At 54.3% G+C, this 24,205-nt stretch carries 22 protein-coding genes and 3 tRNA genes; 12 read left to right on the forward strand and 13 right to left on the reverse strand.

Annotated features, from left to right (window positions below):
- Nucleotides 1-121: 121 nt before the first annotated feature.
- Nucleotides 122-195 (reverse strand) — tRNA-Gly (locus TMES_RS18485).
- 38 nt (nucleotides 196-233) lie between these two features.
- A tRNA-Tyr gene (locus tag TMES_RS18490) sits at nucleotides 234-318 on the reverse strand.
- Between the two features lie 194 nt (nucleotides 319-512).
- Here TMES_RS18490 and rlmB point away from each other — a divergent pair.
- Nucleotides 513-1,391, forward strand: a complete 879-nt coding sequence (gene rlmB / locus TMES_RS18495; protein ID WP_085585323.1) for a 23S rRNA (guanosine(2251)-2'-O)-methyltransferase RlmB — start codon at nucleotides 513-515, stop codon at nucleotides 1,389-1,391.
- 128 nt (nucleotides 1,392-1,519) lie between these two features.
- Nucleotides 1,520-1,596, forward strand: a tRNA-Thr gene (locus tag TMES_RS18500).
- Nucleotides 1,597-1,684: 88 nt separating this feature from the next.
- Here TMES_RS18500 and TMES_RS18505 read toward each other — a convergent pair.
- Nucleotides 1,685-2,320 carry a LysE family transporter gene (locus TMES_RS18505; protein ID WP_085585325.1) on the reverse strand — a complete coding sequence of 212 codons (636 nt, stop codon included), beginning with the start codon at nucleotides 2,318-2,320 and terminating at the stop codon, nucleotides 1,685-1,687.
- Between the two features lie 114 nt (nucleotides 2,321-2,434).
- On the reverse strand, nucleotides 2,435-2,767 hold the full coding sequence (locus TMES_RS18510; protein ID WP_085585327.1) for a rhodanese-like domain-containing protein: 333 nt from the start codon (nucleotides 2,765-2,767) through the stop codon (nucleotides 2,435-2,437).
- Nucleotides 2,768-3,353: 586 nt separating this feature from the next.
- Here TMES_RS18510 and TMES_RS18515 point away from each other — a divergent pair.
- The 6 genes from TMES_RS18515 (at nucleotide 3,354) to TMES_RS18545 (ending at nucleotide 11,517) form a co-directional block, all read left to right on the forward strand.
- A complete protein-coding gene (locus TMES_RS18515) occupies nucleotides 3,354-5,300 on the forward strand; it encodes a PrkA family serine protein kinase (RefSeq protein WP_085585329.1) in 1,947 nt (648 codons plus the stop codon).
- Between the two features lie 95 nt (nucleotides 5,301-5,395).
- Nucleotides 5,396-6,733: a YeaH/YhbH family protein gene (locus TMES_RS18520; protein ID WP_085585331.1), complete on the forward strand. Its 1,338-nt coding sequence runs from the start codon at nucleotides 5,396-5,398 to the stop codon at nucleotides 6,731-6,733.
- A complete protein-coding gene (locus tag TMES_RS18525; protein ID WP_085585333.1) occupies nucleotides 6,730-8,295 on the forward strand; it encodes a SpoVR family protein in 1,566 nt (521 codons plus the stop codon). The genes TMES_RS18520 and TMES_RS18525 overlap by 4 nt, the downstream gene beginning before the upstream one ends.
- 487 nt (nucleotides 8,296-8,782) lie before the next feature.
- Nucleotides 8,783-9,802 carry a zinc ABC transporter substrate-binding protein ZnuA gene (gene znuA / locus TMES_RS18535; protein WP_085585337.1) on the forward strand — a complete coding sequence of 340 codons (1,020 nt, stop codon included), beginning with the start codon at nucleotides 8,783-8,785 and terminating at the stop codon, nucleotides 9,800-9,802.
- 64 nt (nucleotides 9,803-9,866) lie between these two features.
- Nucleotides 9,867-10,466 carry a DUF1007 family protein gene (locus TMES_RS18540; protein WP_245835517.1) on the forward strand — a complete coding sequence of 200 codons (600 nt, stop codon included), beginning with the start codon at nucleotides 9,867-9,869 and terminating at the stop codon, nucleotides 10,464-10,466.
- On the forward strand, nucleotides 10,402-11,517 hold the full coding sequence (locus TMES_RS18545; protein ID WP_245835508.1) for a nickel/cobalt transporter: 1,116 nt from the start codon (nucleotides 10,402-10,404) through the stop codon (nucleotides 11,515-11,517). Before TMES_RS18540 ends, TMES_RS18545 begins: the two co-directional genes overlap by 65 nt.
- 61 nt (nucleotides 11,518-11,578) lie before the next feature.
- Here TMES_RS18545 and TMES_RS18550 read toward each other — a convergent pair whose 3' ends face one another.
- Entirely contained in the window at nucleotides 11,579-12,517 is a 939-nt protein-coding gene (locus TMES_RS18550) for a GlxA family transcriptional regulator (protein WP_158091272.1), read from the reverse strand.
- 101 nt (nucleotides 12,518-12,618) lie between these two features.
- Between TMES_RS18550 and bcoG the strand changes: the two genes are divergently transcribed.
- Both bcoG and TMES_RS18560 read left to right on the forward strand, forming a co-directional pair.
- A complete protein-coding gene (gene bcoG / locus TMES_RS18555) occupies nucleotides 12,619-13,530 on the forward strand; it encodes a 3-dehydrocarnitine:acetyl-CoA trimethylamine transferase BcoG (RefSeq protein WP_085585343.1) in 912 nt (303 codons plus the stop codon).
- Nucleotides 13,530-15,005, forward strand: coding sequence for a carnitine 3-dehydrogenase (locus tag TMES_RS18560; RefSeq protein WP_085585345.1), 1,476 nt, complete (start codon nucleotides 13,530-13,532; stop codon nucleotides 15,003-15,005). The genes bcoG and TMES_RS18560 overlap by 1 nt, the downstream gene beginning before the upstream one ends.
- Before the next feature lie 88 nt (nucleotides 15,006-15,093).
- Here TMES_RS18560 and pstB read toward each other — a convergent pair whose 3' ends face one another.
- The 8 genes from pstB to TMES_RS18600 form a co-directional block, all read right to left on the reverse strand.
- Nucleotides 15,094-15,909: a phosphate ABC transporter ATP-binding protein PstB gene (gene pstB / locus TMES_RS18565; protein ID WP_425444061.1), complete on the reverse strand. Its 816-nt coding sequence runs from the start codon at nucleotides 15,907-15,909 to the stop codon at nucleotides 15,094-15,096.
- Between the two features lie 2 nt (nucleotides 15,910-15,911).
- The gene (pstA, locus tag TMES_RS18570; protein ID WP_169718855.1) at nucleotides 15,912-16,817 is read right to left on the reverse strand and encodes a phosphate ABC transporter permease PstA; all 906 of its coding nucleotides are present in this window, start codon (nucleotides 16,815-16,817) and stop codon (nucleotides 15,912-15,914) included.
- Between the two features lie 21 nt (nucleotides 16,818-16,838).
- Complete coding sequence (pstC, locus tag TMES_RS18575; RefSeq protein ID WP_281253498.1) at nucleotides 16,839-17,777, reverse strand: phosphate ABC transporter permease subunit PstC; 939 nt, start codon at nucleotides 17,775-17,777, stop codon at nucleotides 16,839-16,841.
- Between the two features lie 108 nt (nucleotides 17,778-17,885).
- Nucleotides 17,886-18,935 carry a phosphate ABC transporter substrate-binding protein PstS gene (gene pstS, locus TMES_RS18580; RefSeq protein WP_085585349.1) on the reverse strand — a complete coding sequence of 350 codons (1,050 nt, stop codon included), beginning with the start codon at nucleotides 18,933-18,935 and terminating at the stop codon, nucleotides 17,886-17,888.
- A gap of 446 nt (nucleotides 18,936-19,381) precedes the next feature.
- On the reverse strand, nucleotides 19,382-20,350 hold the full coding sequence (gene ubiV / locus TMES_RS18585) for a ubiquinone anaerobic biosynthesis protein UbiV (RefSeq protein WP_085585350.1): 969 nt from the start codon (nucleotides 20,348-20,350) through the stop codon (nucleotides 19,382-19,384).
- The gene (ubiU, locus tag TMES_RS18590) at nucleotides 20,347-21,324 is read right to left on the reverse strand and encodes a ubiquinone anaerobic biosynthesis protein UbiU (RefSeq protein ID WP_085585549.1); all 978 of its coding nucleotides are present in this window, start codon (nucleotides 21,322-21,324) and stop codon (nucleotides 20,347-20,349) included. Before ubiU ends, ubiV begins: the two co-directional genes overlap by 4 nt.
- A complete protein-coding gene (gene ubiT / locus TMES_RS18595) occupies nucleotides 21,324-22,145 on the reverse strand; it encodes a ubiquinone anaerobic biosynthesis accessory factor UbiT (protein ID WP_085585352.1) in 822 nt (273 codons plus the stop codon). The genes ubiU and ubiT overlap by 1 nt, the downstream gene beginning before the upstream one ends.
- A gap of 134 nt (nucleotides 22,146-22,279) precedes the next feature.
- A complete protein-coding gene (locus tag TMES_RS18600) occupies nucleotides 22,280-23,149 on the reverse strand; it encodes a LysR family transcriptional regulator (protein WP_085585354.1) in 870 nt (289 codons plus the stop codon).
- Between the two features lie 144 nt (nucleotides 23,150-23,293).
- Between TMES_RS18600 and TMES_RS18605 the strand changes: the two genes are divergently transcribed.
- Both TMES_RS18605 and TMES_RS18610 read left to right on the forward strand, forming a co-directional pair.
- Nucleotides 23,294-23,566, forward strand: a complete 273-nt coding sequence (locus TMES_RS18605) for a hypothetical protein (RefSeq protein WP_085585356.1) — start codon at nucleotides 23,294-23,296, stop codon at nucleotides 23,564-23,566.
- A 308-nt stretch (nucleotides 23,567-23,874) separates the two neighbouring features.
- Nucleotides 23,875-24,165, forward strand: coding sequence for a hypothetical protein (locus TMES_RS18610; protein ID WP_085585358.1), 291 nt, complete (start codon nucleotides 23,875-23,877; stop codon nucleotides 24,163-24,165).
- Nucleotides 24,166-24,205: the final 40 nt, after the last annotated feature.

Consider the following 24,205-nt stretch of genomic DNA (forward strand, 5'->3'; position numbering starts at 1 on the left):
CCAACGTTAACGTGCGGTTTTGTACGCGCGAATTTTTCCTTGGCCATTGCCCTCAGATCCTAATCCGAACCAAAAAAACACGTAAGAACCCACCGCACAAGCCGACGGGTAACTAAAATTCTGGAGCGGGTGAAGGGAATCGAACCCTCGTCGTAAGCTTGGAAGGCTTCTGCTCTACCATTGAGCTACACCCGCATATTTTTTAACTGCGAGCTCTCGCGAGGGCGAGAGAATGGTGGAGGGGGCAGGATTCGAACCTGCGTAGACTAAGTCGGCGGATTTACAGTCCGCTGCATTTGACCGCTCTGCCACCCCTCCATCCGGGTCGAAACGTTGTCGGCTGTTACCCCGGCCTCGTTGCGGCGAGGGAGGGAATACGTTGCAGGTGCCCATGTTGTCAACAGCAAAAAAAGCACGAATTCGCATTTCCTTTCCTATATGTTGGATTAGCCCGACAAACCGGGCGAAACAAAGTGCATTCAAGTTGTTATGAGTTGGAGGTTTCCGTCACTATGCCGCGCCGCAGCAAAAACCGTACGTTTTCCCGCCCAGTCAGTGCTGGCGACGGGGATATTTCCTCGCCGGACGCGGAAAACGATGAAAACAATTCCCGTCGCGGTCGTGGCCGTGGCCGGGATTCCGGCAGCGGGCGCGATGCGTCGCGTCTGATTCTTTTTGGTCGCCACCCCGTTATTATGGCGATTCACAACCCGCAGCGCACGATTCATCGCATCTGGACCACCGAAAATGCCCGCGATGAAGTTAACTACGCCCTGCAGCAAGCCGAGCGAACCGATGTTCTGGTCGACAATGCCGGACGGATCGATATCGACCAGATGTTGCCGCCCGGGGCGGTTCATCAGGGCATTGCCATGCATTGCGCGCCCCTGCCCCAGCCCGGCGTCGAGGATCTGGTAGCTGAATATCGCGATCAGGACTCGGCAACGGTGCTGATTCTCGATCAGGTTACCGATCCACACAATGTCGGGGCTATTTTACGCAGTGCCGCCGCATTTGGTGCCTGTGCCGTGATTGTGCCGGACCGCCACGCGCCGCAAGAATCGGGTGTGCTGGCAAAGTCCGCCAGTGGCGCGCTTGAAGTGGTGCCCTATATCCATGCAGGTAACCTTGCCCGCGCGTTAGAAACCCTCAAGGGGGCCAATTTCTGGCTTGCTGGCATGGATGGCAGTGCGGATCAGACACTTGCCCAAGCCAAACTGACGGGTAAAGTCGGCATTGTTATGGGATCGGAAGGTGATGGCCTGCGCCGGTTAACCCGCGACAATTGCGACTTTTTGGTCAAACTGCCGATGACAGACCGCATTGAAAGCCTGAATGTTTCAAACGCGGCTGCCGTTGCCCTGTATGAGCTGTTTCGCAAACCAGCTTGAAACCGGATTAAAACCCCGGCGAATCGTTTGAAAACACTGAAAGTTTCGACCTGCGACTGGCGATGGAAATTGGGAATAATCAGGGGCTTGCAATCCTGCCCATCCCGGACTATGTTCTCGCCGCTCGCGCCGGCATAGCTTTAATTGGTAGAGCAGCGGATTTGTAATCCGAAGGTTGGGAGTTCGACTCTCTCTGCCGGCACCACAAAACCCCGCAGACCTTTTGGTTCTGCGGGGTTTTGTTGTTTTGGCGTTGCAAAGCATAATTTCGGCGATTCAGGCCAATATCCCCCTCAGCCCGCCAGCAATTTACCACCAAGAATTAAAAATGCAGCGCCAAGCACCCCTTCAATAGTCCGCTGGGCGCGGCGATAAACCCGCATGACGGCCGGGGTCGAAAAAAACCACGCCAGCGTTAAATGCCACGCAAAGGAAATGGTGGTTGTTCCCGCCACAATCGCCACAGCCACCCATGCCGGGGCATCGGGCCGCAACACAATCGACATCACCGAAAGCCAGAACAACGCTGCCTTCGGGTTACCGGCCTGCACAATCAGCCCCCGGCGAATGTATCGCCAAAAAGGCCGATCAGGATTCGCAATCAGGCGCGGATCGGTTGCAACAGTGTGTTTGGGCCCCCTGAACGCTGCCCGCAGGGATTTATAGCCCAGAAACATCAAATACGCGCCGCCCGCCCAGCGTAACAGCAGGGCAATGTCGGCGGAGGCGGCAAGAACGGCAGTAAGACCCAGCATCGTCATGCTTGACCAGCACAATGTGCCACACCCAACCCCAAGAGCCAGCCCCAGCCCGGCGCGACGCGACACCGTCATCGCTGTTCCCGTCACGGCCAAAAAATTCGGCCCGGGCGACAGCACAGCAAGCATGAAAATCGCATAAGCGGTAAGCAAATAGGGGAAATATTCCATAAACGTTACTCTGCCATGCGCCGGGAAATGCCAGATACCCCGGCCCGCGACGTAAAAATTTAAACCAACGCGGGCTGGCAACCGGCGACACCCGCAACGCCGTCATTTACGGTATTATTTCTTAACAAGATACCCGTCACGCGCCCATGATTGCAGGCCACCCTTTAGCGTCATCACCTTGCAATCAAGATGTTCAAGGGCAGCATTGGCCGCCCCGAAGGACCGTTGCCCCACCGCACAAATAAACACAACATCAAGTCCGGCGTCATCGGTACGATCAATCAGATCGGCCATATCAAGCGCGCCAAGCGGTATGTTAAGCGCACCAGCCACCGTGCCACTGGCAAATTCATCGGGCTCGCGCACATCTATCATCAGGGCGGTTTTTTCGCGCAAAATCTGTTCGAGGGTCGTGTTGTCAATGAAATATACAGAATTATCTGACATTGTTTCCTTTCATGACCTGCACGCATCAGGCACACTGTTGAATTAGAACATATTGCAGGTGCAACCAAAGCACGGTGCGTAGGTTACGTCACCTTTTTGTGAACGCCAAATCTGTTTAAACCGATAAAAACACACTAAACTTTTTGAAATTTAATATTGCGTTGTCGCAATGCAGTAACCACGTTCAAGAGTAGTGAAGTTTCGTTTCATCCCGTCGCCCTGGCCTTGCCGGGGGCATGATTTTAGCGGAAAATTTCCTTTCCGCCGCCCCGCAAGCCTATCGCGGACATTGTGGATGACCACTTTGGCAAACCGGCAACAATTGCGGTTTTTCCATCGTGCCTGATCGGGTCTAATCGACGCCAATTTTCGTCTTCATGACTGTTTTGACACCCGAAGTGTCTGTTTTTCTCACATCTGTTTCGGGGACATGTACGCCCGCATTCCCCGTAAAGACCATAACAATAAATGGTGCGTGCGCCAAAAGCCGTGCCCGAAACATTCGACCGGGAGAATTGCGACCACACCGGACCGTGCGTGCACAAAGACCAACGACGAGCGATAATTTTGGAAAGGAGACCGCGCCATGGCTGAAGACCAGGATATCTTCGAGCTATATGCGGAAGGCTATGACGGAAAACGCGAAACCGAACTGACCATTCGCGACTATCTTAATTTATGCCGCGATGATCCATCGGCCTATTCGTCTGCGGCTGAACGCATGATCAAGGCCATTGGCGAGCCTGAACTGATCGATACATCGACAGACTCGCGCCTTGGCCGTATTTTCTTAAACCGCACAATCAAGCGGTATCCGGCCTTTGCCGACTTTTATGGCATGGAAGAAACCATCGAACGCATTGTCGGTTTTTTCAAATATGCGGCACAAGGGTTGGAAGAACGCAAACAGGTTCTTTATTTGCTGGGCCCGGTTGGCGGCGGCAAAAGCTCGCTTGCCGAACGCCTTAAAGAACTGATGGAACACGAACCCATTTATGTTCTTAAAGCCGGAAACGATATCAGCCCGGTGTTTGAAAGCCCGCTGTGCCTGTTTAACCCGGCCAAAATGGGCGATGCTATTAACGATAAATACGGCATTCCCAAACGCCGGCTAACCGGCCTGATGTCGCCGTGGGCGGTTAAACGGCTGGACGAGTTTGAAGGCGATTTGTCGAAATTTTCGGTGGTTAAATTGCTGCCGTCGCGCCTGCGTCAAATCGGCATTGCCAAAACCGAACCGGGCGATGAAAACAACCAGGATATTTCATCGCTGGTCGGCAAGGTTGACATTCGCAAGCTGGAATATTTCAGCCAGAACGACCCCGATGCCTATTCCTATTCCGGCGGGTTAAACCGCGCCAATCAGGGCATGCTTGAATTTGTTGAAATGTTCAAGGCCCCGATCAAGATGCTGCACCCGTTGCTGACGGCAACCCAGGAAAGCAACTATATCGGCACGGAAAACCTCGGGTCGATCCCGTTTCAGGGCATGATTTTGGCCCATTCGAACGAAGCCGAATGGCAAACATTCAAGGCCAATAAAAACAACGAAGCCTTTATCGACCGGATCAGCGTGATCAAGGTGCCCTATTGCCTGCGTGTTACCGAAGAAACCAGCATTTACGACAAACTGTTGCAGGGATCGGAACTTGAACAGGGCTCTTGTGCGCCCGGTACGCTGAAAATGCTGGCGCAGTTTTCCATTCTGTCGCGCTTGCAGGAACATGAAAATTCCAATCGCTATTCCAAAATGCGGGTTTATGACGGCGAAACATTGAAGGATGTCGACCCCAAAGCCAAATCGATGCAGGAATATCGCGATTCGGCCAGTGTTGATGAAGGCATGGACGGCATTTCAACCCGGTTTGCCTTCAAGGTTCTGTCGGAAACCTTCAACCACGACACCCACGAGGTTGCCGCCGACCCGGTCCATTTGATGTATGTGTTAGAACAGGCCATCCGTCGCGAGCAATATCCCGACGAACGCGAAAAAGAATATATGGAGTTCATCAAGGCCGAACTGGGCCCGCGCTATGCCGAGTTTATTGGTGCGGAAATCCAGAAAGCCTATCTTGAAAGCTATTCCGACTACGGACAGAACCTGTTTGACCGTTATGTCGCCTATGCCGATGCCTGGATTGAAGACCAGGATTTCAAAGACCCCGATACCGGGCAGCTTCTGGATCGCAAGATTATCGATCAGGAACTTTCCAAGGTCGAAAAGCCGGCGGGCATCGCCAACCCCAAGGATTTCCGGAACGAAGTCGTGAAGTTTGCCCTGCGCGCACGCGCCAATAACAAGGGCAAGAACCCATCCTGGACATCGTATGAAAAACTGCGCGAAGTAATTGAAAAGCGCATGTTCAGCCAGGTTGAAGACCTGTTACCGGTGATTTCATTTGGCTCGAAAAAAGATGGCGAAAGCGAAAAGAAACATAACGAGTTCGTCAAACGCATGATCGACCGTGGCTATACCGAACGCCAGACCCGTCGTCTGGTCGAGTGGTATATGCGCGTCAACAAGGCGGGCTGATTTGCCCCGCACGGCCCCCGCCGGGTGGTGTTTACCCCTTTCATCACCCGGCGTCGGGCTTTGCCCTGCCCCTGCGTTTTTAGGATACACCGCCCATGTTTCATATCATCGACCGGCGCAAAAACCCCAAAGGCAAAAGCCTTGGCAACCGCCAGCGGTTTATGCGCCGGGCCAAGGCGCAAATCAAAAAAGCGGTTGAAGAATCGATCAAAACCCGCGGCATCACCGATATCGATAATGGCGACCAGATCACCATCCCCGGCAAAACCCTGCGCGAACCTGGCTTTCACCATGCCGGGCGCGGCGGTGACCGCAATTATGTGTTACCGGGCAACAAAAAATTCGTGCCGGGCGACCGGATTGCCCGGCCCCAGGGCGGCGATGCTGGCGCCGGCGGCTCGCAAGCCAGCCCTGATGGCGACGGCGAAGACCAGTTTCAGTTTGTGCTGACCCGGGATGAATTTCTCGACATCTTTTTCGAGGATCTGGAACTGCCCGACCTTTTGAAAAAAAGCCTGAAACAAACCACCGCCTTTCGCACCGCGCGCGCCGGTTATTCGTCCGACGGGTCGCCCGCCAACCTGAACCTTGTGCGTACCATGCGCAATTCGCTGGCCCGGCGCATTGGCCTTCGCCGCCCCAAAAGCAGCGAAATCCGCGAACTGGAAGAAAAAATTGCCCGCCTGATGCAAGACGATGAAACCTTGCCCGGCGCTGATAAACAGGCCAATGCCGAAGCCTTGCGGGTTTTGCAGGCCGAACTGGACGAAGCCAAACGCCGCAGCCGCGCCATTGCCTTTATCGACCCGATAGACACCCGTTATAACCAGTTTCGCCAAATCCCCGATCCCAACACACAGGCGGTGATGTTTTGCCTGATGGATGTTTCAGGATCGATGTCAGAGCAAATGAAAGAACTGGCGAAACGGTTTTTCATGCTGTTGCACATGTTTTTGCACCGGCGCTATGAACATGTCGATGTGGTGTTTATTCGCCATACATCGCGCGCCTCCGAGGTCGACGAGGAAACCTTTTTCTATTCGCGCGAAACCGGCGGCACCATTGTTTCCACCGCCCTTGAGGAAATGAAACGCGTGCTAAAGGACCGCTACCCCACCGATCAGTGGAACATCTATGCAGCACAGGCATCGGATGGCGATAATTATTCCAACGACGGGGCCAAATGCACCGCCCTTCTGGCCGAAGATTTGCTGCCGAAATGCCAGTATTACGCCTATATCGAAATTACCGACGAACGCGAAGCCGAGATTTTTTCGTCTGCCGAGGGCGAAACCGCGTTGTGGAAAGCTTATGCCCCGCTGGCACACACCCGCAATGCGCGCTTTGCCCTGAAACGGGTAACCAAGGCAGCCGATATTTTTCCGGTTTTTCGCGAACTGTTTGCCAAAAACAAGTCGGAGGCCCGGACATGAGCAAAAGACCAGACAATAAATTGCTGTTTGACGGTGCCGATTGGGATTTCAACAGCCTGAAAGCCACCTACGACGCGATTGAAGACATCGCGATCAATGAAATGCACCTTGATGTTTATACCAACCAGATCGAAGTGATCACATCCGAACAGATGCTTGATGCCTATTCATCAATTGGTATGCCGCTGATGTATCATCACTGGTCGTTCGGGAAACGCTTTGTGCGCGATGATGTGATGTATCGCAAGGGATACCAGGGGCTGGCCTATGAAATTGTTATCAATTCCAACCCGTGTATTTCCTATGTGATGGAGGAAAATACCATTGGCATGCAGGCACTGGTCATGGCCCATGCAGCTTTTGGTCATAACCATTTTTTCAAAAACAATTACCTGTTCAAACAATGGACCGATGCCGACGGCATTCTTGATTACCTGCAATTTGCCAAACGCTATATCGCCAAATGTGAAGACCGGTTTGGCTTTGACGCGGTTGAACGCATTCTTGATGCCGCCCACGCCCTGATGGATCACGGGGTAAACCGATATTCCCACCCGGAAAAGCCCAATCTGGCAGCGGAGCTGGAACGCGAACGCGAACGTGCCAAATACGAAGACGAAACCTATAACGATTTATGGCGCACCCTGCCCCAGGCCGAAGAAGACACCGAAACCCAGGATGAGCAACATCGTCGCCTGCGCCGGGAACAACGCCGGGCGCAATTTGGCCTGCCCGAAGAAAACCTGTTGTATTTTTTGGAAAAGAACGCGCCGGGCCTGCAATCGTGGGAACGCGAACTTTTGCGGATCGTGCGCAATATCGGCCAGTATTTTTACCCGCAAAAACAAACCAAGGTCATGAATGAAGGCTGTGCCTGCTATGTGCATTACCACATCATGAACCGGCTTTATGACAAGGGCCAAATTTCCGAAGGTGCGATCATGGAGTTTATCGATTCGCATTCAAAAGTGGTGTTTCAGCCCGAATTTGACGATCCGCGCTATTCCGGTTTTAACCCCTATGCGCTGGGCTTTGCCATGATGCAGGATATTCACCGCATTTGCGTTGACCCCACCGACGAAGACAAAAAATGGTTTCCTGATATTGCCGGTAATAATGCTCCCATTCCCACCTTGTGCGATGCCTGGGCGCAGTACCGCGATGAAAGTTTTATCCTGCAATTTTTATCGCCCAAACTGATGCGCGATATGAAAATGTTCATGATCAACGACCATGCATCGGCCCCGCATCTTGAGGTTGGCGCGATCCATGACGACAATGGCTATCGCAATGTGCGCCGGGCGCTGGCCCGCATGCATGACCTGTCGGTACGCGAACCTGATTTGCAGGTGGTCGATGTTGATTTGCGCGGCAACCGCCAGCTCTATATCGCCCACACCCAGCATGACGGTATCCGCCTTGATAAATCCGAAGCCGAACTGACGCTGGGCTATATCGGTCAGCTTTGGGGATATGGTGTTACCCTGCAAGCCGTTGACAATGACAGCGGCGAAATCCTGCATGAAACGCATTACACCCCCGACGATTTTGCCCCCGTATAAGGCACGCCATCATGCAATGCCGTCATGGGTCACAGCCCCTGTCTTTTGGGCCGCTTTTCTTTTTGGGGAAAGCGGCCTTTTTGATTTCCGGTTGGGCAACGTCGCCCTCGCGATGCGCTGCCTGATGAAATATTCCCATGCCGAAACAAGTTTCACAGCCACCAGAAAAATTAAAAATACACCTTCCTTTCAAGCAGATAAGCCCATCTACATTTGAAGTTTTTCCATTCCTATTGCGTAACAGTCATTTTAAGCACCTTTAAAACGCCCTGTTTTCATCAAACATCAAAACTTAACATATTCAACGTGCTCCGAATGTATGGCGCAAACATCTTTGGCAGGGCAGCATCGTACAACCACAGGAACGTTAATTTTCCCGGCTGCATGTCTCTATTTTTAAATTAAGAACGTTTTTCCCTTTGACAAAAGAGAAACGTTATAACATAACAAAATGGCTTTTTGCTTCCCCTGCCAAAACGGAAATCCCATGTTGAAATCACGCTTGCTGTTTACCGGTGCCCTGTTTGTTGCTGCCCAGTTTGCCCTGCCCAATGGCGCGCAGGCAGCAGATGCGCCGCGTGTTGTCGCCTCGATCAAGCCCATTCATTCCATTGCCGCGGCCATCATGGAAGGTGTGGGCGAACCGGACTTGCTGGTTAAAGGGGCCGCATCGCCGCACACCTATTCGCTGCGCCCCAGCGAAGCCAGTGCGCTTCAAAATGCCGATCTGGTTATTTATGTCTCGCCGGAGCTTGAGGCGTTTTTAAGCAAACCGCTGGCGTCGCTTTCGGGCAATGCCAAAATTCTGGAACTGGCCGAAGCCGATGGTATTTCAACCCTTGCCATGCGCGAAGGCGGGGCGTGGGAAGCCCATCATCATGGTGACGAAGACGCCCATGATGATGATGATGAAGAACATGATGATCATGACCACGACACGGCCCATGATGATGACCATAACCACGATCATGACCCCGAACATCATCACGACGAAGGCGACCCGCATATCTGGATGAGCCCGGAAAACGGCAAGGCCATTGCGCGCGATATTACCGAAGAACTGGCCGAAATTGACCCGACCCACGCCGATTTTTATCGCGCGAACCTGAAAAGCCTACTTGGCAAAATCGATGCAACAAAGGATGATCTGGTAAACCGCATCAGTGCAGTTCGCCAAAAGCCCTTCATTGTCTTTCACGATGCCTATCAATATCTGGAACACAGCTTTGATTTACAGGCCGTTGGCTCCATCACCATTTCGCCGGATCGCAAACCGGGTGCAAAACGCCTGCATGACATTGAAGAAAAAATCAAATCAAGCGGTGCGTCCTGTGTGTTTGCTGAACCGCAATTCAAACCTGCCCTTGTTCAGTCCATCGTCGCCGATACCGGCGCACGCATTGGAACCCTGGACCCGCTAGGAGCCAATATTGACGCCGGACCGGATGCCTATACCGACATTTTGTCGCAAAATATTGACGCATTGGCGAGTTGCCTTAAAGGTTAAACCCCTAACCTTTCTGGTGAAGGCGTCGCGCCCCGTTTCCCGGGGCGCGCGCTTTTTGTATCTGGTGCACCGGGCGGCATTTGCAGGCGTCATCAGCTTTGTTGCCCTCGCCTGCTTTTCCCCCGTGGCACAGGCCCATCCCCATGTCTGGCTTGATACCCAATCAACCATGATTTTTACCGGCAAAAAAATATCCGCCATCCGCATGGTCTGGATTTTTGATGATATGTTCAGCCTGACCGTGATGGACCAGTTTGACCACAATCATGATCGCCGGTTTTTTGATGCCGAAAATGACGAGGTCCGCGACAATGCCTTTATTGCGCTGGCCGATATCGGTTTTCTGACCTATCTGCGCCGCAATGAAAAAGTGGTCAAGATTGCGGACTTTCAGGATTTTATCGCCGATATTACCGACGATGGACGGGTAAAATACAGCTTTACCCTGAGCTTGGCCGAACCTGTCGACCCGATCGCCGATCAGATCGGATTATCGGTTTATGATTCCGAATATTACATTGATGTCGGCTTTGCCAAAGACAACCCGATTTCGTTTTCCGGCAATGATGGCATAAAATGCAGCTATAAAATGGGCGAAGATGACAAGCATCGCATTTATTACGACATGGTCTCGCCGCAGCGCGCCGACATCACCTGTCATTAAACAAGCTGGCATGGTGTATCGCGGCATTTTAATGCTGGCCGTGCTGATAATATGTGCGGGCTTTGCCCTGCTTGTTACCGCCCCCCATGCCAACGCCCAAACGGCACAATTGCTGGGCCGGCGCAGCCCGGCGGACCAATCGGCAACCACGGCCCCCGCAATCGCGATGCCCGACTGGCTGGCGGGCATCGTCGGCGGGGCGATGAAAATACAAACGCAGCTTAACCGCGACATGACCCAAACCCTGCGCGATGCCAAACAGGGCAACAGCTGGTGGCCCGCCCTTAGCATCATTGCCCTGTCCTTTGCCTATGGCGTGTTTCATGCTGCCGGGCCGGGGCATGGCAAAATGGTAACCAGCACCTATTTTCTCTCCCGCGATGCCGGGTGGAAACAGGGCGTTGCCATGGGCGGGCTCATCGCGGCGACCCAGGCCGTAAGTGCCATTCTCCTGGTTGGGACATTAGGGCTGATATTTGATCTGGGCCCGGCGGCGATTACCAAAAACGGCTTGTTGCTGGAACTGGCATCCTATGCCCTGATCGTGGTGATGGGTTTTTATATGTGCCTGCGCATCGCCCAGGGGCGCGATGATTGTTGCGACCATGGTCCGGCGGCACACACCCATTCTCATGATCACGACCACAGCCACAGCCACGACCACCAGCATGAACATGCTCATGCTCCTGAAACCCGACAGTCACACACCACCAACACCCGGGGCCGGTCCAACGCGATCATAAGTGCCATTATTGTCGGTTTACGGCCCTGTACCGGGTCGATCCTGATGTTGCTTTTTACCTTGGCAAACGGGCTGTTTTTAATTGGCATTGCGGCCGCCTTTGCCATGGCATTTGGTGTTGCCTTAACGGTCAGCGCGATTGGCCTTGCGGCCATTGGCATTCGGTTTGGCAGCCAGAAACTGTTTCCTGTCTCGCCAGCAGTATCGTTATGGGTGCGCCGTATTGTTGGCTTTGGCGGGGCGGCCCTGATTACCCTTTTTGGCGTGGTGCTGTTTTTATCTGCCAGCCATCAGTTGGGTTGGGTTTAGTTTTAAAGCCCGGCCTTCCCTACTCGTCCTTGCCCCTCCTGCCCGCCCGCCAATTCCCGGTTCACCCCTTGCGGTGTGCGCGTAATTTGCTGATTTGCGTGCCATATTGCGCCCGAAATGCCCGGCTCAGGGTGGCTGTCGATGCAAAACCGGTTTGCAGGGCTATTTGCGCCACCGACAGCCCCGTTTGTGTTGCCATGTCATGCGCGCGTGCCAGTCGGATCATCTGGTAATATTTCCCCGGCGACATCGCCAGTTCGCGCTGAAACAACCGGTCTAACGACCGCAGCGATAATGATGCGCGCTTCGCAATTGTCGCAAGGGAAACCGGGTCTTCAATATGGGCCATCATCACATCAATCGCGGCCAAAAACCCCGGCGTATCGGACCGGCGTTTTAAAATATTGGCCCCGCGCCCGCTGTCATATTGGCGTTCGGCGTCATACACAAACAGGTTGGCAACGTTAAAGGCCATCGCCGGGCCAAATTTTTCGGCCAGCAGATGCAACATCATCTCCAGCACGGTCGAGGCCCCGCCGCAGGTGATGTATTTTCCCGCCACCACAAATCGCTGTTTTCCCGGAATAACGTCGGGGAAGGTTTCGGCAAAACCGGCGGCTTCTTGCCAATGAATGGTGGCCTGTGCCCCGTTTAACAACCCGGCTGATGCCAGCAACCATGCACCGGTATCAAGCCCGGCAACGACACCGGCCCGGCTTGCCAGTTGCCGCAACTGCGCCCGCCCGCGCGGCGACACATGCCCGCGCACATCATACCCCGCAATCACCACCAGATAATCCACCACGCCCGCCTGTGTAATATCGCCATCAGGCTTGATCTGGATACCGCTGGAACTTTGCACAAGGCCGTTATCCAGCGTGCTGATATGCCAGCAAATGTTCTGCCCCTGCGCCATATCACGCGCGGCGCGCAAGGGTTCAAGCGCACTGGCCAGAACCATGTTTGAAAAACCGTCAAACAACAAAAACTGAAAAGACATATCATTTGGCATAATTGGCAAAATAACGGACGGTATAGGCAAATATCAACGGCCAATTTCCCGCTAGGCTGGGCAACAGCACACAAAACAGGGATTGCACCATGCCATTAACCATGAACCGCGATGTTTTTATCACCGCCGCCGTCACCGGCTCGGGCGCGACGCAGGATAAATCGCCCCATGTGCCGCGTTCACCGCAGCAAATTGCCGAGGCCGCCATTGACGCCGCGCGGGCCGGTGCCGCGATTGTCCATTGCCATGTACGCGATCCCGAAACCGGCGCACCATCGCGCGACGTGCGCTATTACCGCGACGTCACCGAGCGCATTCGCGCCGCCGATGTTGATGTGGTTTTAAACCTGACAGCCGGCATGGGCGGTGACATTGTTTTTGGATCATCCAACGCCCCCCTGCCCTTAAACCCGGCTGGCACCGATATGGTCGGGGCCAGCGAACGCATGGCCCATATTGCCGATTGCCTGCCCGAAATTTGCACGCTCGATTGCGGCACCATGAATTTTGCCGAGGCCGATTATGTCATGACCAACACGCCGGGCATGTTGCGCGCCATGGGGCAAATGATGACCGACCTTGGCGTTAAACCCGAGATCGAGGCCTTTGATACCGGGCATTTATGGTTTGCCAAACAACTGGTGGCCGAAGGCATTTTAACCAGCCCGGCACTGGTGCAACTGTGCATGGGGGTGCCATGGGGCGCGCCCAATGATTTAAATACCTTTATGGCGATGGTTAATAATGTGCCGTCGGACTGGAACTGGTCGGCATTTTCGCTGGGCCGGGACCAAATGCCATTTGTCGCCGCATCGGTTTTGGCGGGTGGCAATGTCCGCGTTGGCCTGGAAGACAACCTGTTTTTGAAAAAAGGTGTGCTGGCAAGCAATGCGCAACTGGTGGAACGCGCGGTTGGCATTATTGACCGCATGGGGGCGAATATTATCGGCCCCGATGCTGTGCGTAAAAAGCTGGGCCTGACCAAGCGGGAGCCGAAATAATGGCGATCAACAATCCCCCCTTAAAAGCCGCGATTATCGGCGGCGGTGTTATTGGTGGCGGCTGGGTCGCCCGGTTTTTGCTAAATGGCTGGGACGTTGCCGTTTACGACCCCGACCCGGAGGCCGAACGTAAAATTGCCGCCGTACTGGCAAATGCCCGGCGCAGCCTGCCTGCCCTTTATGACACCGCCCTTCCTGCCGAAGGAAAACTGGTTTTTTGTGGCTCCGTCGCCAAAGCAGTAGACGGGGCACGCTGGGTGCAGGAAAGTGCGCCGGAACAATTGGCGATCAAGCATCGTATTTTGGCTGAAATTCAGCAATATGCCGATAAAAACGCTGTTATCGGGTCTTCCACATCGGGTTTTAAACCATCTGAATTGCAGGAAGGTGCCGCACGCCCCGGTCAAATCGTCGTCGCCCATCCGTTTAACCCGGTTTATTTGCTGCCATTGATCGAAATTGTGGCATCAAAACAATCGGACAAAGCCTTTGTCGCGGCGGCCTGCGGTATTTTGCGCGATGTCGGCCTGAAACCCTTGGTTGTTGGCAAGGAAATTGACGCCCATATTGCCGACCGTTTGCTTGAAGCTGTCTGGCGTGAAGGCCTGTGGCTGGTGAATGACGGCATTGCCACCACCGAAGAAATTGACGATGCCATTCGCTTTGGTTTCGGTTTGCGTTGGGCACAGATGGGCCTGTTTGAAACCTATCGCATTGCTGGCGGCGAAGCTGGCATGGGGCATTTCATTGCCCAGTTTGGCCCGGCCCTGAAATGGCCCTGGACCAAATTAATGAATGTGCCGGAACTAACCCCGGAACTGATCGCCAAAATCGCCGCCCAGTCCGATGCACAATCGGGTGCCTTGTCGATCCGCGAGCTGGAACGCCTGCGCGACGATAATCTGGTCGGGATGATGCGCGCCCTTAAAAAATCGGGCAGCGGGGCGGGCGGCACCCTTAATGACCATGAAAAAGCCCTGAGCCGAAATGCACCGACGGCAGACACACACGCATTACCGCAAACCGTGTGTCGGCAGGTGCCGCAAAGCTGGGCCGATTATAACGGCCACATGAACGAAGCCCACTATCTGGAGGCCTTTGCCCAGGCAAGTGATGCGTTTATGGCGTTAATTGGCGCCGATGACGCCTATATCGCCAGCGGCAAAAGTTTCTTTACCGCCGAAACCCATTTGCGCCACCTGGCCGAAGCCAAAGCAGGCGACACGATAACCATCACTACCCGCGTGCTGCTGGCACAGGGTAAAAAGATGCACTTGTTTCACACGCTCTATGGCAAGGATGGCAGCATTCTTGCCACCTGTGAAACCCTGCTGATCCATGTGGACCTTACAACACGGCGGGCCTGCAACCCCGACGCCGAAGTTACCCGTCATCTGCAAGAATTTGGCGATGCCCATGCCAAGCTGGCAAAACCCGACGGTGCCGGTCGCCACGTTGGCCAAAAAAACGGCTGACCGGTTGGTCCTTCCCCATAAAAACACGGCCCGAAACATGTGTTTCGGGCCGTGTTGCATTTATAGCAATGTCGGGCGGCGGGTTGGCTTAGCCAAAACGCCCGGTAATATAATCGCGGGTGCGGGCTTCGCGCGGGTTGGTGAACAATTCGCGCGTCGGGCTGATTTCAATCAGATCGCCCAGATACATGAACGCCGTGTAATCCGACGTGCGTGCCGCCTGCTGCATATTATGCGTGACGATGATGATGGTGTAATCAGCGCGCAATTCCGAAATCAGTTCCTCGATTTTCATGGTTGAAATCGGGTCAAGGGCCGATGCCGGTTCGTCAAGCAACAGCACTTCGGGGTTCAGCACCACCGACCGCGCAATGCACAAACGTTGCTGTTGCCCGCCCGAAAGGCCATTGCCGCTGACATGAAGTTTGTCTTTGACTTCGTCCCACAGGGCGACTTTGCGCAGGCCCCATTCAACGCGGTCGTCCATTTCCGATTTGGTCAGTTTTTCATACATGCGCACAGCAAATGCGATGTTTTCGTAAATCGACATCGGAAACGGTGTTGGTTTTTGAAACACCATGCCAACACGGGCGCGTAGATTATTCAAATCCTTGCCCTGTGCCAGAATGTTTTCACCATCAAGCAAAATTTGCCCCGTTGCCGTCTGATTGGGATACAGCGAATAGATGCGGTTTAACGTGCGCAGCAACGTGGATTTGCCACAACCCGACGGCCCGATCAGTGCCGTTACGCTGCGATCATGAAAATCGAGCGAGATTGAATTCAGGGTTTTGTTTTTACCATAGTAAAAATCAAGATCCCGCACGCTTACTTTGATCGGAGTGGGTTCCGCGACCGGTGCGTGCGCAACGATATCATCGGGAAGAGCCTGAAACATGCTCATGATTAACCTTTCATCCTGCTTTTCGCAGCCAGCAACGTCCGTGCAGCAATGGTCAGCCCCAGCACGGCAAGAGTAATAAGCAACGCCCCGGCCCACGCCAGCGAACGCCAGTCGTCATAGGGGCTCATGGCGAAGTTGAAAATCACCACTGGCAGGTTTGCCATTGGCTGATTCATGTTCGTGCTCCAGAACTGGTTATTAAGCGATGTAAACAACAGCGGGGCTGTTTCACCACTGATCCGGGCCACGGCAAGCAAGGCACCGGTCATTAAACCGGGGCCAGCGGCACGATAAGACACCTGTAAAATCACCCGCCAGCGCGGAATACCAAGGGCAGCCGCCGCTTCGCGCAGGGTATCAGGCACAAGAAGCAACATGTCTTCGGAGGTACGCACCACAACCGGCAGGGCAATAATTGCCAGCGCAATCGCCCCGGCATAGCCCGAAAAATGGCCCATCGGCACCACAACCAGTTCATAAACAAACAAACCGATCAGGATCGACGGGGCTGATAGCAAAATATCGTTGATAAAGCGCACCACAGCAGAAATTTTGGCATAACGCCCGTATTCGGCCAGATAGGTGCCGACCAGCAAGCCAACGGGAATGCCGATAATGGTGGCAATGCCCACCATCATCACCGAGCCGAAAATGGCATTTAACAAGCCACCATCCGAGCCCGGCGGCGGTGTCATTTCGGTAAACAGTTTCAGCGACAAGGCCGAAAAGCCCTGCCCGAACAAAGACCACAAAATCCACGCCAAAACGGCAAGGCCCAACAACGTGACAACGTGCGACATTGTCATGTGAAACGTCGAAATGAAACGACGGCGCATATACATGCGACGCTGATAGGGCGAAGAAACCTGACGTTCGGTCGTTGGTGTGACCGGTGTTTGAACTGACATAGTGATGTGTCCTTTCCCGGCCTAGTGGCCTGATTGCTTTTTCAGGCGCAACAAAAACAGCCGAGCCACCGCGAGCACAATGAACGTAATGACAAACAGGGTCAGGCCCAGTGTTACCAGTGCCGATGTGTGCAATTTGGAATCGGCTTCGACAAACTCATTGGCGATCGAGGACGAAATCGTTGCCCCCGGCCCCATAATGGAGGCCGACAGGCGATGCGAATTACCAATAACAAACGTAACCGCCATGGTTTCACCCAATGCCCGGCCCAGCCCCAGCATGACCGCCCCAACGGTGCCCGCGCGGCAATAGGGCAAAACAACCCGATGCACCACTTCCCAGCGTGTACATCCCAGCCCATAGGCCGATTCTTTAAGCACAGCGGGAACGGTGGTAAACACATCACGCATCATCGCCGTGATAAACGGCACAATCATAATGGCCAGAATGATACCGGCGGTAAAAATACCAATGCCCATCGGCGGGCTGACAAATAACGGACCAATAACCGGGATTGGCGCCAGGTTTGCCATGGTCCAGTGCTGCATCGCGACACCAAATGTCGGGGCGAAAACAAACAGGCCCCACATGCCGTAAATAATACTGGGAATGGCGGCCAGCATTTCAATGGCGACACCGACGGGGCGTGCGATCCACGGCGGGGCCAGTTCGGTCAGAAAAACGGCAATCCCGAAACTGACCGGAACCCCGATCACAAGGGCAATCACGGCCGTTACCAGAGTCTGTATAATCGCCGGAAGGGCACCATAAAGATCCTTGACCGGGTTCCAGTCGGAACTGATGAAAAATGACAGTCCCTGATTTTTCAAAACCGGAATACTGCCCATCACCAGATACGCCAGAATGGCCACCAGCAAGAGCAGAACGAACATTGACAGTCCGAATGTCAGGTTATGGAAACCGCGATCAAATCCCGGTCTGAACTGTTTTACGGACACCGCAATAAACCTGCTTTTTTAGGGAAAAAATATTATGACCTTAAAACACCAAAGCCCGCCGCCGAGATCGTTCGGCGGCGGGTTGGTCAGGTAAGTTATGCAGCAAACTTACCAGATTTTTTTGCCATCGCTGCCTTTGACGTCGGCGGTCCAGGTTTTTTCAACCATGTCGACGACATTTTCCGGCATTGAGACGTAATCAAGTTTGTCGGCGATATCGCTACCGTTCTTGAAAGACCAGTCAAAGAAGTCGAGAACGTCTTTGGCGGTTTTTGCATTGTCCTGGGATTTGTGAACCAGGATGAAAGAAGCAGCAGTGATCGGCCAGCTTTTGGCGCCCGGCTGGTTGCCGAGGATCAGGTAATAACCCGGTGCATGTGCCCAGTCAGCATTTGCAGCAGCAGCAGCAAACGAAGCGGCGGTCGGTGCAACAGTTTCACCGTCCTTGTTTTTCATCTGGGTGTAGGCAAGGTCGTTTTGCAGGGCGTAAGCATATTCAACATAACCGATCGAACCGTCGATCTGTTTGGTATAAGAAGCAACACCTTCGTTGCCCTTGCCACCAACACCGACCGGCCACTGAACCGATTTGTTAACGCCGATGCTGTCTTTCCATTCCGGGCTAACAGCGGCAAGATAGTTGGTGAAGTTAAAGGTGGTGCCTGAACCATCTGAACGTTCAACAACAGAAATGGCTTCTGACGGCAGTTTCAGACCCGGGTTCAGGTCAGCAATCTGCTTGTCGTCCCATTTGGTGATTTTGCCAAGATAGATGTCGGCAAGAACAGCGCCGGTCAGCGTAACGTCGCCGCCCTTGATGCCTTTGATGTTCACAACCGGAACAACACCACCCATGATCATCGGCCACTGAACCAGACCAGCTTCGTCGAGCTCTTCTTTGGTCAACGGGGCGTCAGATGCGCCAAAATCAACGGTGCTGGCTTTAATCTGCTTGATGCCGCCGCCCGAACCGATCGACTGGTAGTTCATCTTGACACCGGTTTTTGCTTCATAGGCTTCGGCCCATTTGGCATATACCGGGTAAGGGAAGGTGGCACCGGCACCCGAAATTTCGGTCGCCTGAGCCGAGGCAAATACACCGGCAGCCATCAAAAGAGCGGCACCACCCAGGATGCTTTTCTTAAAAGTCGTCAGCATGAGGTTCTCCCAATCACCGTATCGGCAAAATCAAAAAATCAGGAAGATTTGACTGTCGGCCATATGCCGCCAACCAACCTTCTGGAATGAATTGTCGCTTCGGCGTGTCGTTTGCCGTTGCGATGGCGCAGAACCTACACCCGGATTTTTCGATTTTTTCCTACAGTTTTGTGAAATCGTTCACACTGTCACGGAACCGTCCGTGAAACATCATAACCTGTGGTTCAAATTTAATTTGATAATACAAACAAAGCCAAGGCTAACCTTTTGGCAAAATATTTGTAAAATCAGCCACTTGTTCAAAGGTGCTTCACGCCGGAATCAAAACCAAAAGAAAGGCCCGCCACTGTGAAACAGATCACACTGACGGGCCGGATGACATTTTTTGGGAACGAAACTTGCGTGGTTAAAACCCCGCCGCTGTCACAAATTGACGATAGCGGCGATTATTCGGGCTGCAATTGCGATGGAATCCGGTACAGATCGGCACCGGGTACGGCATGTAAAAACCCGTTAGCCAGCGAAATTTCGCCCGCAACATCGCATATTTGGCGCCGGGCCAATTCGGGCGCAATTTCCCCGGCCAGCAATTGGCGATAAATTTCGGCAATTGCCACCATATCGCAGCGATGCGGCGATAACCGAAACAGCCCCACGCCCATTTCATGCAACCCGGCAATTTCGTCGGACAGTTCCAGATACGTACCCGACAGCGTTTGCAACCCGTTCACCGCCAAAAACGGTGCCCCGTCCAGGGTATCCACATCCATGCCGTCAGGGGCGTCGCCACAAACAAACCGGCAGCCATCCTTGTGCAGGCCATGCGCGCGCGCCGAATAACAGCGCGCCGAAATCGCCAGGGGGACGCGGCCAAACACCTGCATTTCTATATCAGCCTGCCCCCGCACCTTGCACAGCCTGGCGATGGACGATTGTGGCAATTCCCACGGCATTGCCACGCGCACAGCCCCGCGTTCCACCATATAACGCAGCGTCCCTTCGTTATAGATGTTCACATAAGGCCCCACCATATGCGGCTTGCCGCCCAACACGCCAATGGCGGACAAATCGTTGGCCTCGATCAGCACATCGGGCATATCGGCCAGATCGCGGATCAGGGCCACTTCGCGGTCGCCCATCACCAGCGCCAGCGTTGACACCACCACCTGCTTGCCCGCGCGTTGCAGGCGTTCAATAACATCGGGCCAGTCATTGTCAAAAAACGGCATTCGTTTGGCGCAAACCACTTCGCCCACATGCACCACATCGACATCGGCTTCGTCGGCGATGCGGGCGTAAAAATCGCGCAAAATTTCCGGGCTCCAGTGAAACAGAACCGGCCCCATCACCAGCCGGGGCGATGGGATTGACGACAAGGATCCGACAGGTGGTGTGACGGTGATGGTATCGCTCATTGCCAGTTCCTTCGATATGCACCGGTTGTGTCACTTTGGCCTTCGGTCATGTTCGACAATTTGCTGTCGGTCATGCCGTGCCCGGCGGCAATACGGTCCAGCGCGCGGCGAAAACTGCCAACCACCTGGGTAATATAGGCCTTGCCGCGCTGGCGACCTTCAATTTTCAAGGCCGTCACACCGGCAGCCGCCAGTTCGGGCAACATGCTGGTTACATCCAGGCTGGTGGGTTCTTCAAACAAATACCCCGCCTTGCCCATGGCGCGAAACCGCCCCTTGCACAGGGTTGGATACCCCACCTTTTCCGACGCCCCGTAAACATTGATGGTAAAATCACCCAGGCGCGACACTGTGGCATCGTCGCGTTCTTCGTAATGCACATGATGGGCGGGCGAACACACCCCGTTCATATTGGGGCTTTCACCCGTCGCATAAGACGACAGCGAACACCGCCCTTCGGCCATCACACACATGCCGCCAAAGGCAAAAACCTCGGTCTCAACCCCGATCTGACGGTTCAGGCTGGCAATTTCGTCGAGCGATAACACACGCGGCAACACCACGCGCCGCACCCCGAATTCGCGGTGATAAAACCGGATCGCTTCAACGTTTGATGCCGATGCCTGTACTGATAAATGCAACCGTGCATTGGGGTGACGGTCGCGCGCATAGCGCAGCAAACCGATATCGGCCAGAATAACGGCGTCGACCCCGATCATGACGGCATCGTCAATGGCCCGGTGCCACAGCGCCTCGTTCCCGGCCTCGGGGTAGGTATTGCAGGCCAGATACACATGCGTGCCGCGTGAATGGGCAAAGGCGGTTTCGGCTTCCAGTTCAGCGCGGGAAAAATTCAACCCGGGAAAATTCCGGGCATTTGTTTCATCGCGAAACCCGCAATAAACCACGTCGGCCCCGGCTTCGACCGCAGCACGCAAACTGGCCGGTGTCCCGGCCGGACATACAAGTTCCATCATATTGTTTCGTCCTGTTTCGGGGTGCTGGCATCAACCGCGGGGGCGGCAAAATCATCGATGGTTGAATTGGCATACCCGCCAATAGCACCGCCATTTATAATGGCATCCGCCTTTGCCAGCGTTGCTGACGGCCCCTTTGCCCGGCTGGGCTGACGGCGGCGAATTTGCCCCTCGGCGCTTGCAAGGCGTTGGGCCAGATCATCAATCTGGCGCACTAGCCCGGCCTGGCGTTTATCGGTTGGCCCGGCAAAGGCATGGGCAAAACGTGTCATGTCGCGATCCAGCCGGTGATATCCGCGTTCGGCAAGGGCAAGGGCGCGCCGCGCGATCGGCCCCATCATGCCGAAACTTTCGCCAATGGCGGCACGGACATCAATGGTTTCGCCGTCCAGCGCATTGCGCAGGGCAACCACCACGTCGGTGCGGCCTTTAATTTTTAATGTGCGGGAAAAAAACAGGGCATCGCCATCTGATGTACCTTCCAACAATTGCAACAAAGCCGGAAGCGGGCCCAGAATGGTGGCCTGCGCCGATACGCGGTCGCGATCTGTTGCGCGGCGCAAAACCGATTTCACCGGATCAAGCTGCAAAAACAGATCAATGCCAAGATCGAGCGGTGAAATAATAATGCCCACGGCACCGTTTTGCGGGTCATACGCGGGGCTATTTGGCGCGAAACGGTCAAACACGGCACGATGCCGGGCCTGCATGGTGGCAATGGCATGGGCCAAAACCCGGTCAATCAACCAGCCTGGCAAACTTGCCGTAAGGGGGCCCAACAACAAAAAAGGCGTAAAAGCCGGACGCGCAACGGGCAACGGATTTTCTCCGGTTACTGTAAAATCCGGGCCATCCTAAAACCGGGCGCTTCCCTTGCGTTGACTTCTGTCAAATAATTGAAAAATATGATTTTTTGTTATTTTAATTCCAACGCCATCTCACGGAAATACTGCTAAAGCTGAAATTCCTGCGCAATTTCATGTACCGCATCAATCAAGGCATTCATCACCAGTCGGACCCGCGGCGACCGGCGCATGTCGGGATGAACCACAATCCAGATCGGTTCACGGCTTTCGCCTTTTTCATCTTCGCGGATCAGCGTCAGTCGCTTGTCCATATCACCCAGATAACGCGGCAACACGGCAACCCCCAGCCCGGCGGCGACAAATTCCTGTACCGATGCGGTATCATTGGCGCGCAGGCGACATAAAATATCGCGGCCCAGCAACCGGCGCACCCAATCGGCCTTGGCCAGGCCATAGGATGTATCGTCGTATCCGCAAAGCTCCCAGTTTTCCTCGGCGATATTGGCAACATAATCATGCGCGCCATACAGGCCCACGCCCAGTTCGGCCAGTTTTTGTGCAATCAGGCCCGGTTCCGTCGGTGTCACCATGCGTACCGCAATATCGGCCTCGCGCCGGGCCAGATTGGCAACATGGGACGACCCGATCAGCTCGAATTCCAGCCCTTTATATTCGGCCAGCAACGCCGCCAGGCGCGGGGCAAACAAAATGCGCCCCGCCACCGGGGGTACCGAAATACGAACCACACCCCGGGCAATTTCGCTGCTGTTTGCCATGCGTTCAAACGCCAGGGCATCAACCTCCACCCGTTCGGCCAGCGGCACCAGTTGCTGCCCATCGGGGGTTAATCGCCAGCCACCGGGCATTCGGTCAAACAGTTTGGTGCCAACCGATTGTTCCAGTGCCTCGACCCGGCGGGCAACGGTTGTATGTTCCTTGCGCAAGCGGCGCGCCGCGCCCGACAAGGTGCCTTCCTGTGCCAAAACCAGAAAAAACCTTAAATCGTCCCAATTCACGGTGCCGTCCTCCTGCTGTTTTCCTGTGCTATTTTGCACACGATATATGCAAAACCTACAAATTTCCGGGTTATTTTGCATATGGCAGTATGCGCACGATTCGAATGGTTGTTCCACCCACCGCTTTGGCGCAAGAGGCCCCCTATGGCACATTTTAACAGCCCTGCATTTGACCCCGGCTTTGGCACCCCCGCACCGCTGCGCATTTCCGCACGCTTGCGTGAATTTGGCACATGGCTGCAAATTCATTCCCAAACCCTGCTGCGCTGGTATCAGGGGCAGATATTAATGGCCGATCTGAATGAACGGCTGTTGCGCGATGGCGGGCTGGAACGTGACCATAGTGGCACAAGCCGCACTATCGCACGCCGCCTGCCCGAAACCGGGCATTTTCTGGCGCGTCATCCGCGCGGGTGATAAGGGGCAGCCCCGAAGGCAGCCCCGTGGCACCGCCCCCGCGTCTGACAGATAAAATTGCACAGCCCGTATTACCGGCAAAGCCGGTATGCGGGCTTTGTTATATGCAATTGCGGGCGGGTTTCACCTGGCAAAAAATGGGATGGCACGCCACAAAAAGCGTAAATGCGGCCTGAGTGTTGCCAGGCATGTTTGCCAATTTTACCTGTGCAAAAATAAACATAAAATTTGCAAAAACAGGTAATTTTCGGGTTATTTTGCATATGACACAGTGGGGATGTCGCAAAAACCAATGACTGGAGGAAGTCATGTCCACATTGCCAACCACCCACCTTGACCGCATTGTCATGAACACAACGCCCGTTCCCCACGGCGTTACATTTCAAAAACTGCGTCAGCTTTTTGTCGAACGGCTGGTGCGCGCCCGGCTGGCCCGCAGCCAGCACCAACTGATCGACCAGCTAAGCGATACCCAGCTGCGCGATGTTGGCCTTGAACGTGTTTTTGATGGTCGGGAATGGAAACTTTATATGATCCACCCCGAAAACACCCCGTCGCGCCAAAACACGTTGGCCCAAACAGCCAAGGACCGCCGTTAATGGCAAAATTGCACAATCGAGACAAAAACGGCCCCGAACA

Origin of the sequence: Thalassospira mesophila, assembly GCF_002115755.1 — a bacterium.
GTDB classification, from domain to species: domain Bacteria; phylum Pseudomonadota; class Alphaproteobacteria; order Rhodospirillales; family Thalassospiraceae; genus Thalassospira; species Thalassospira mesophila.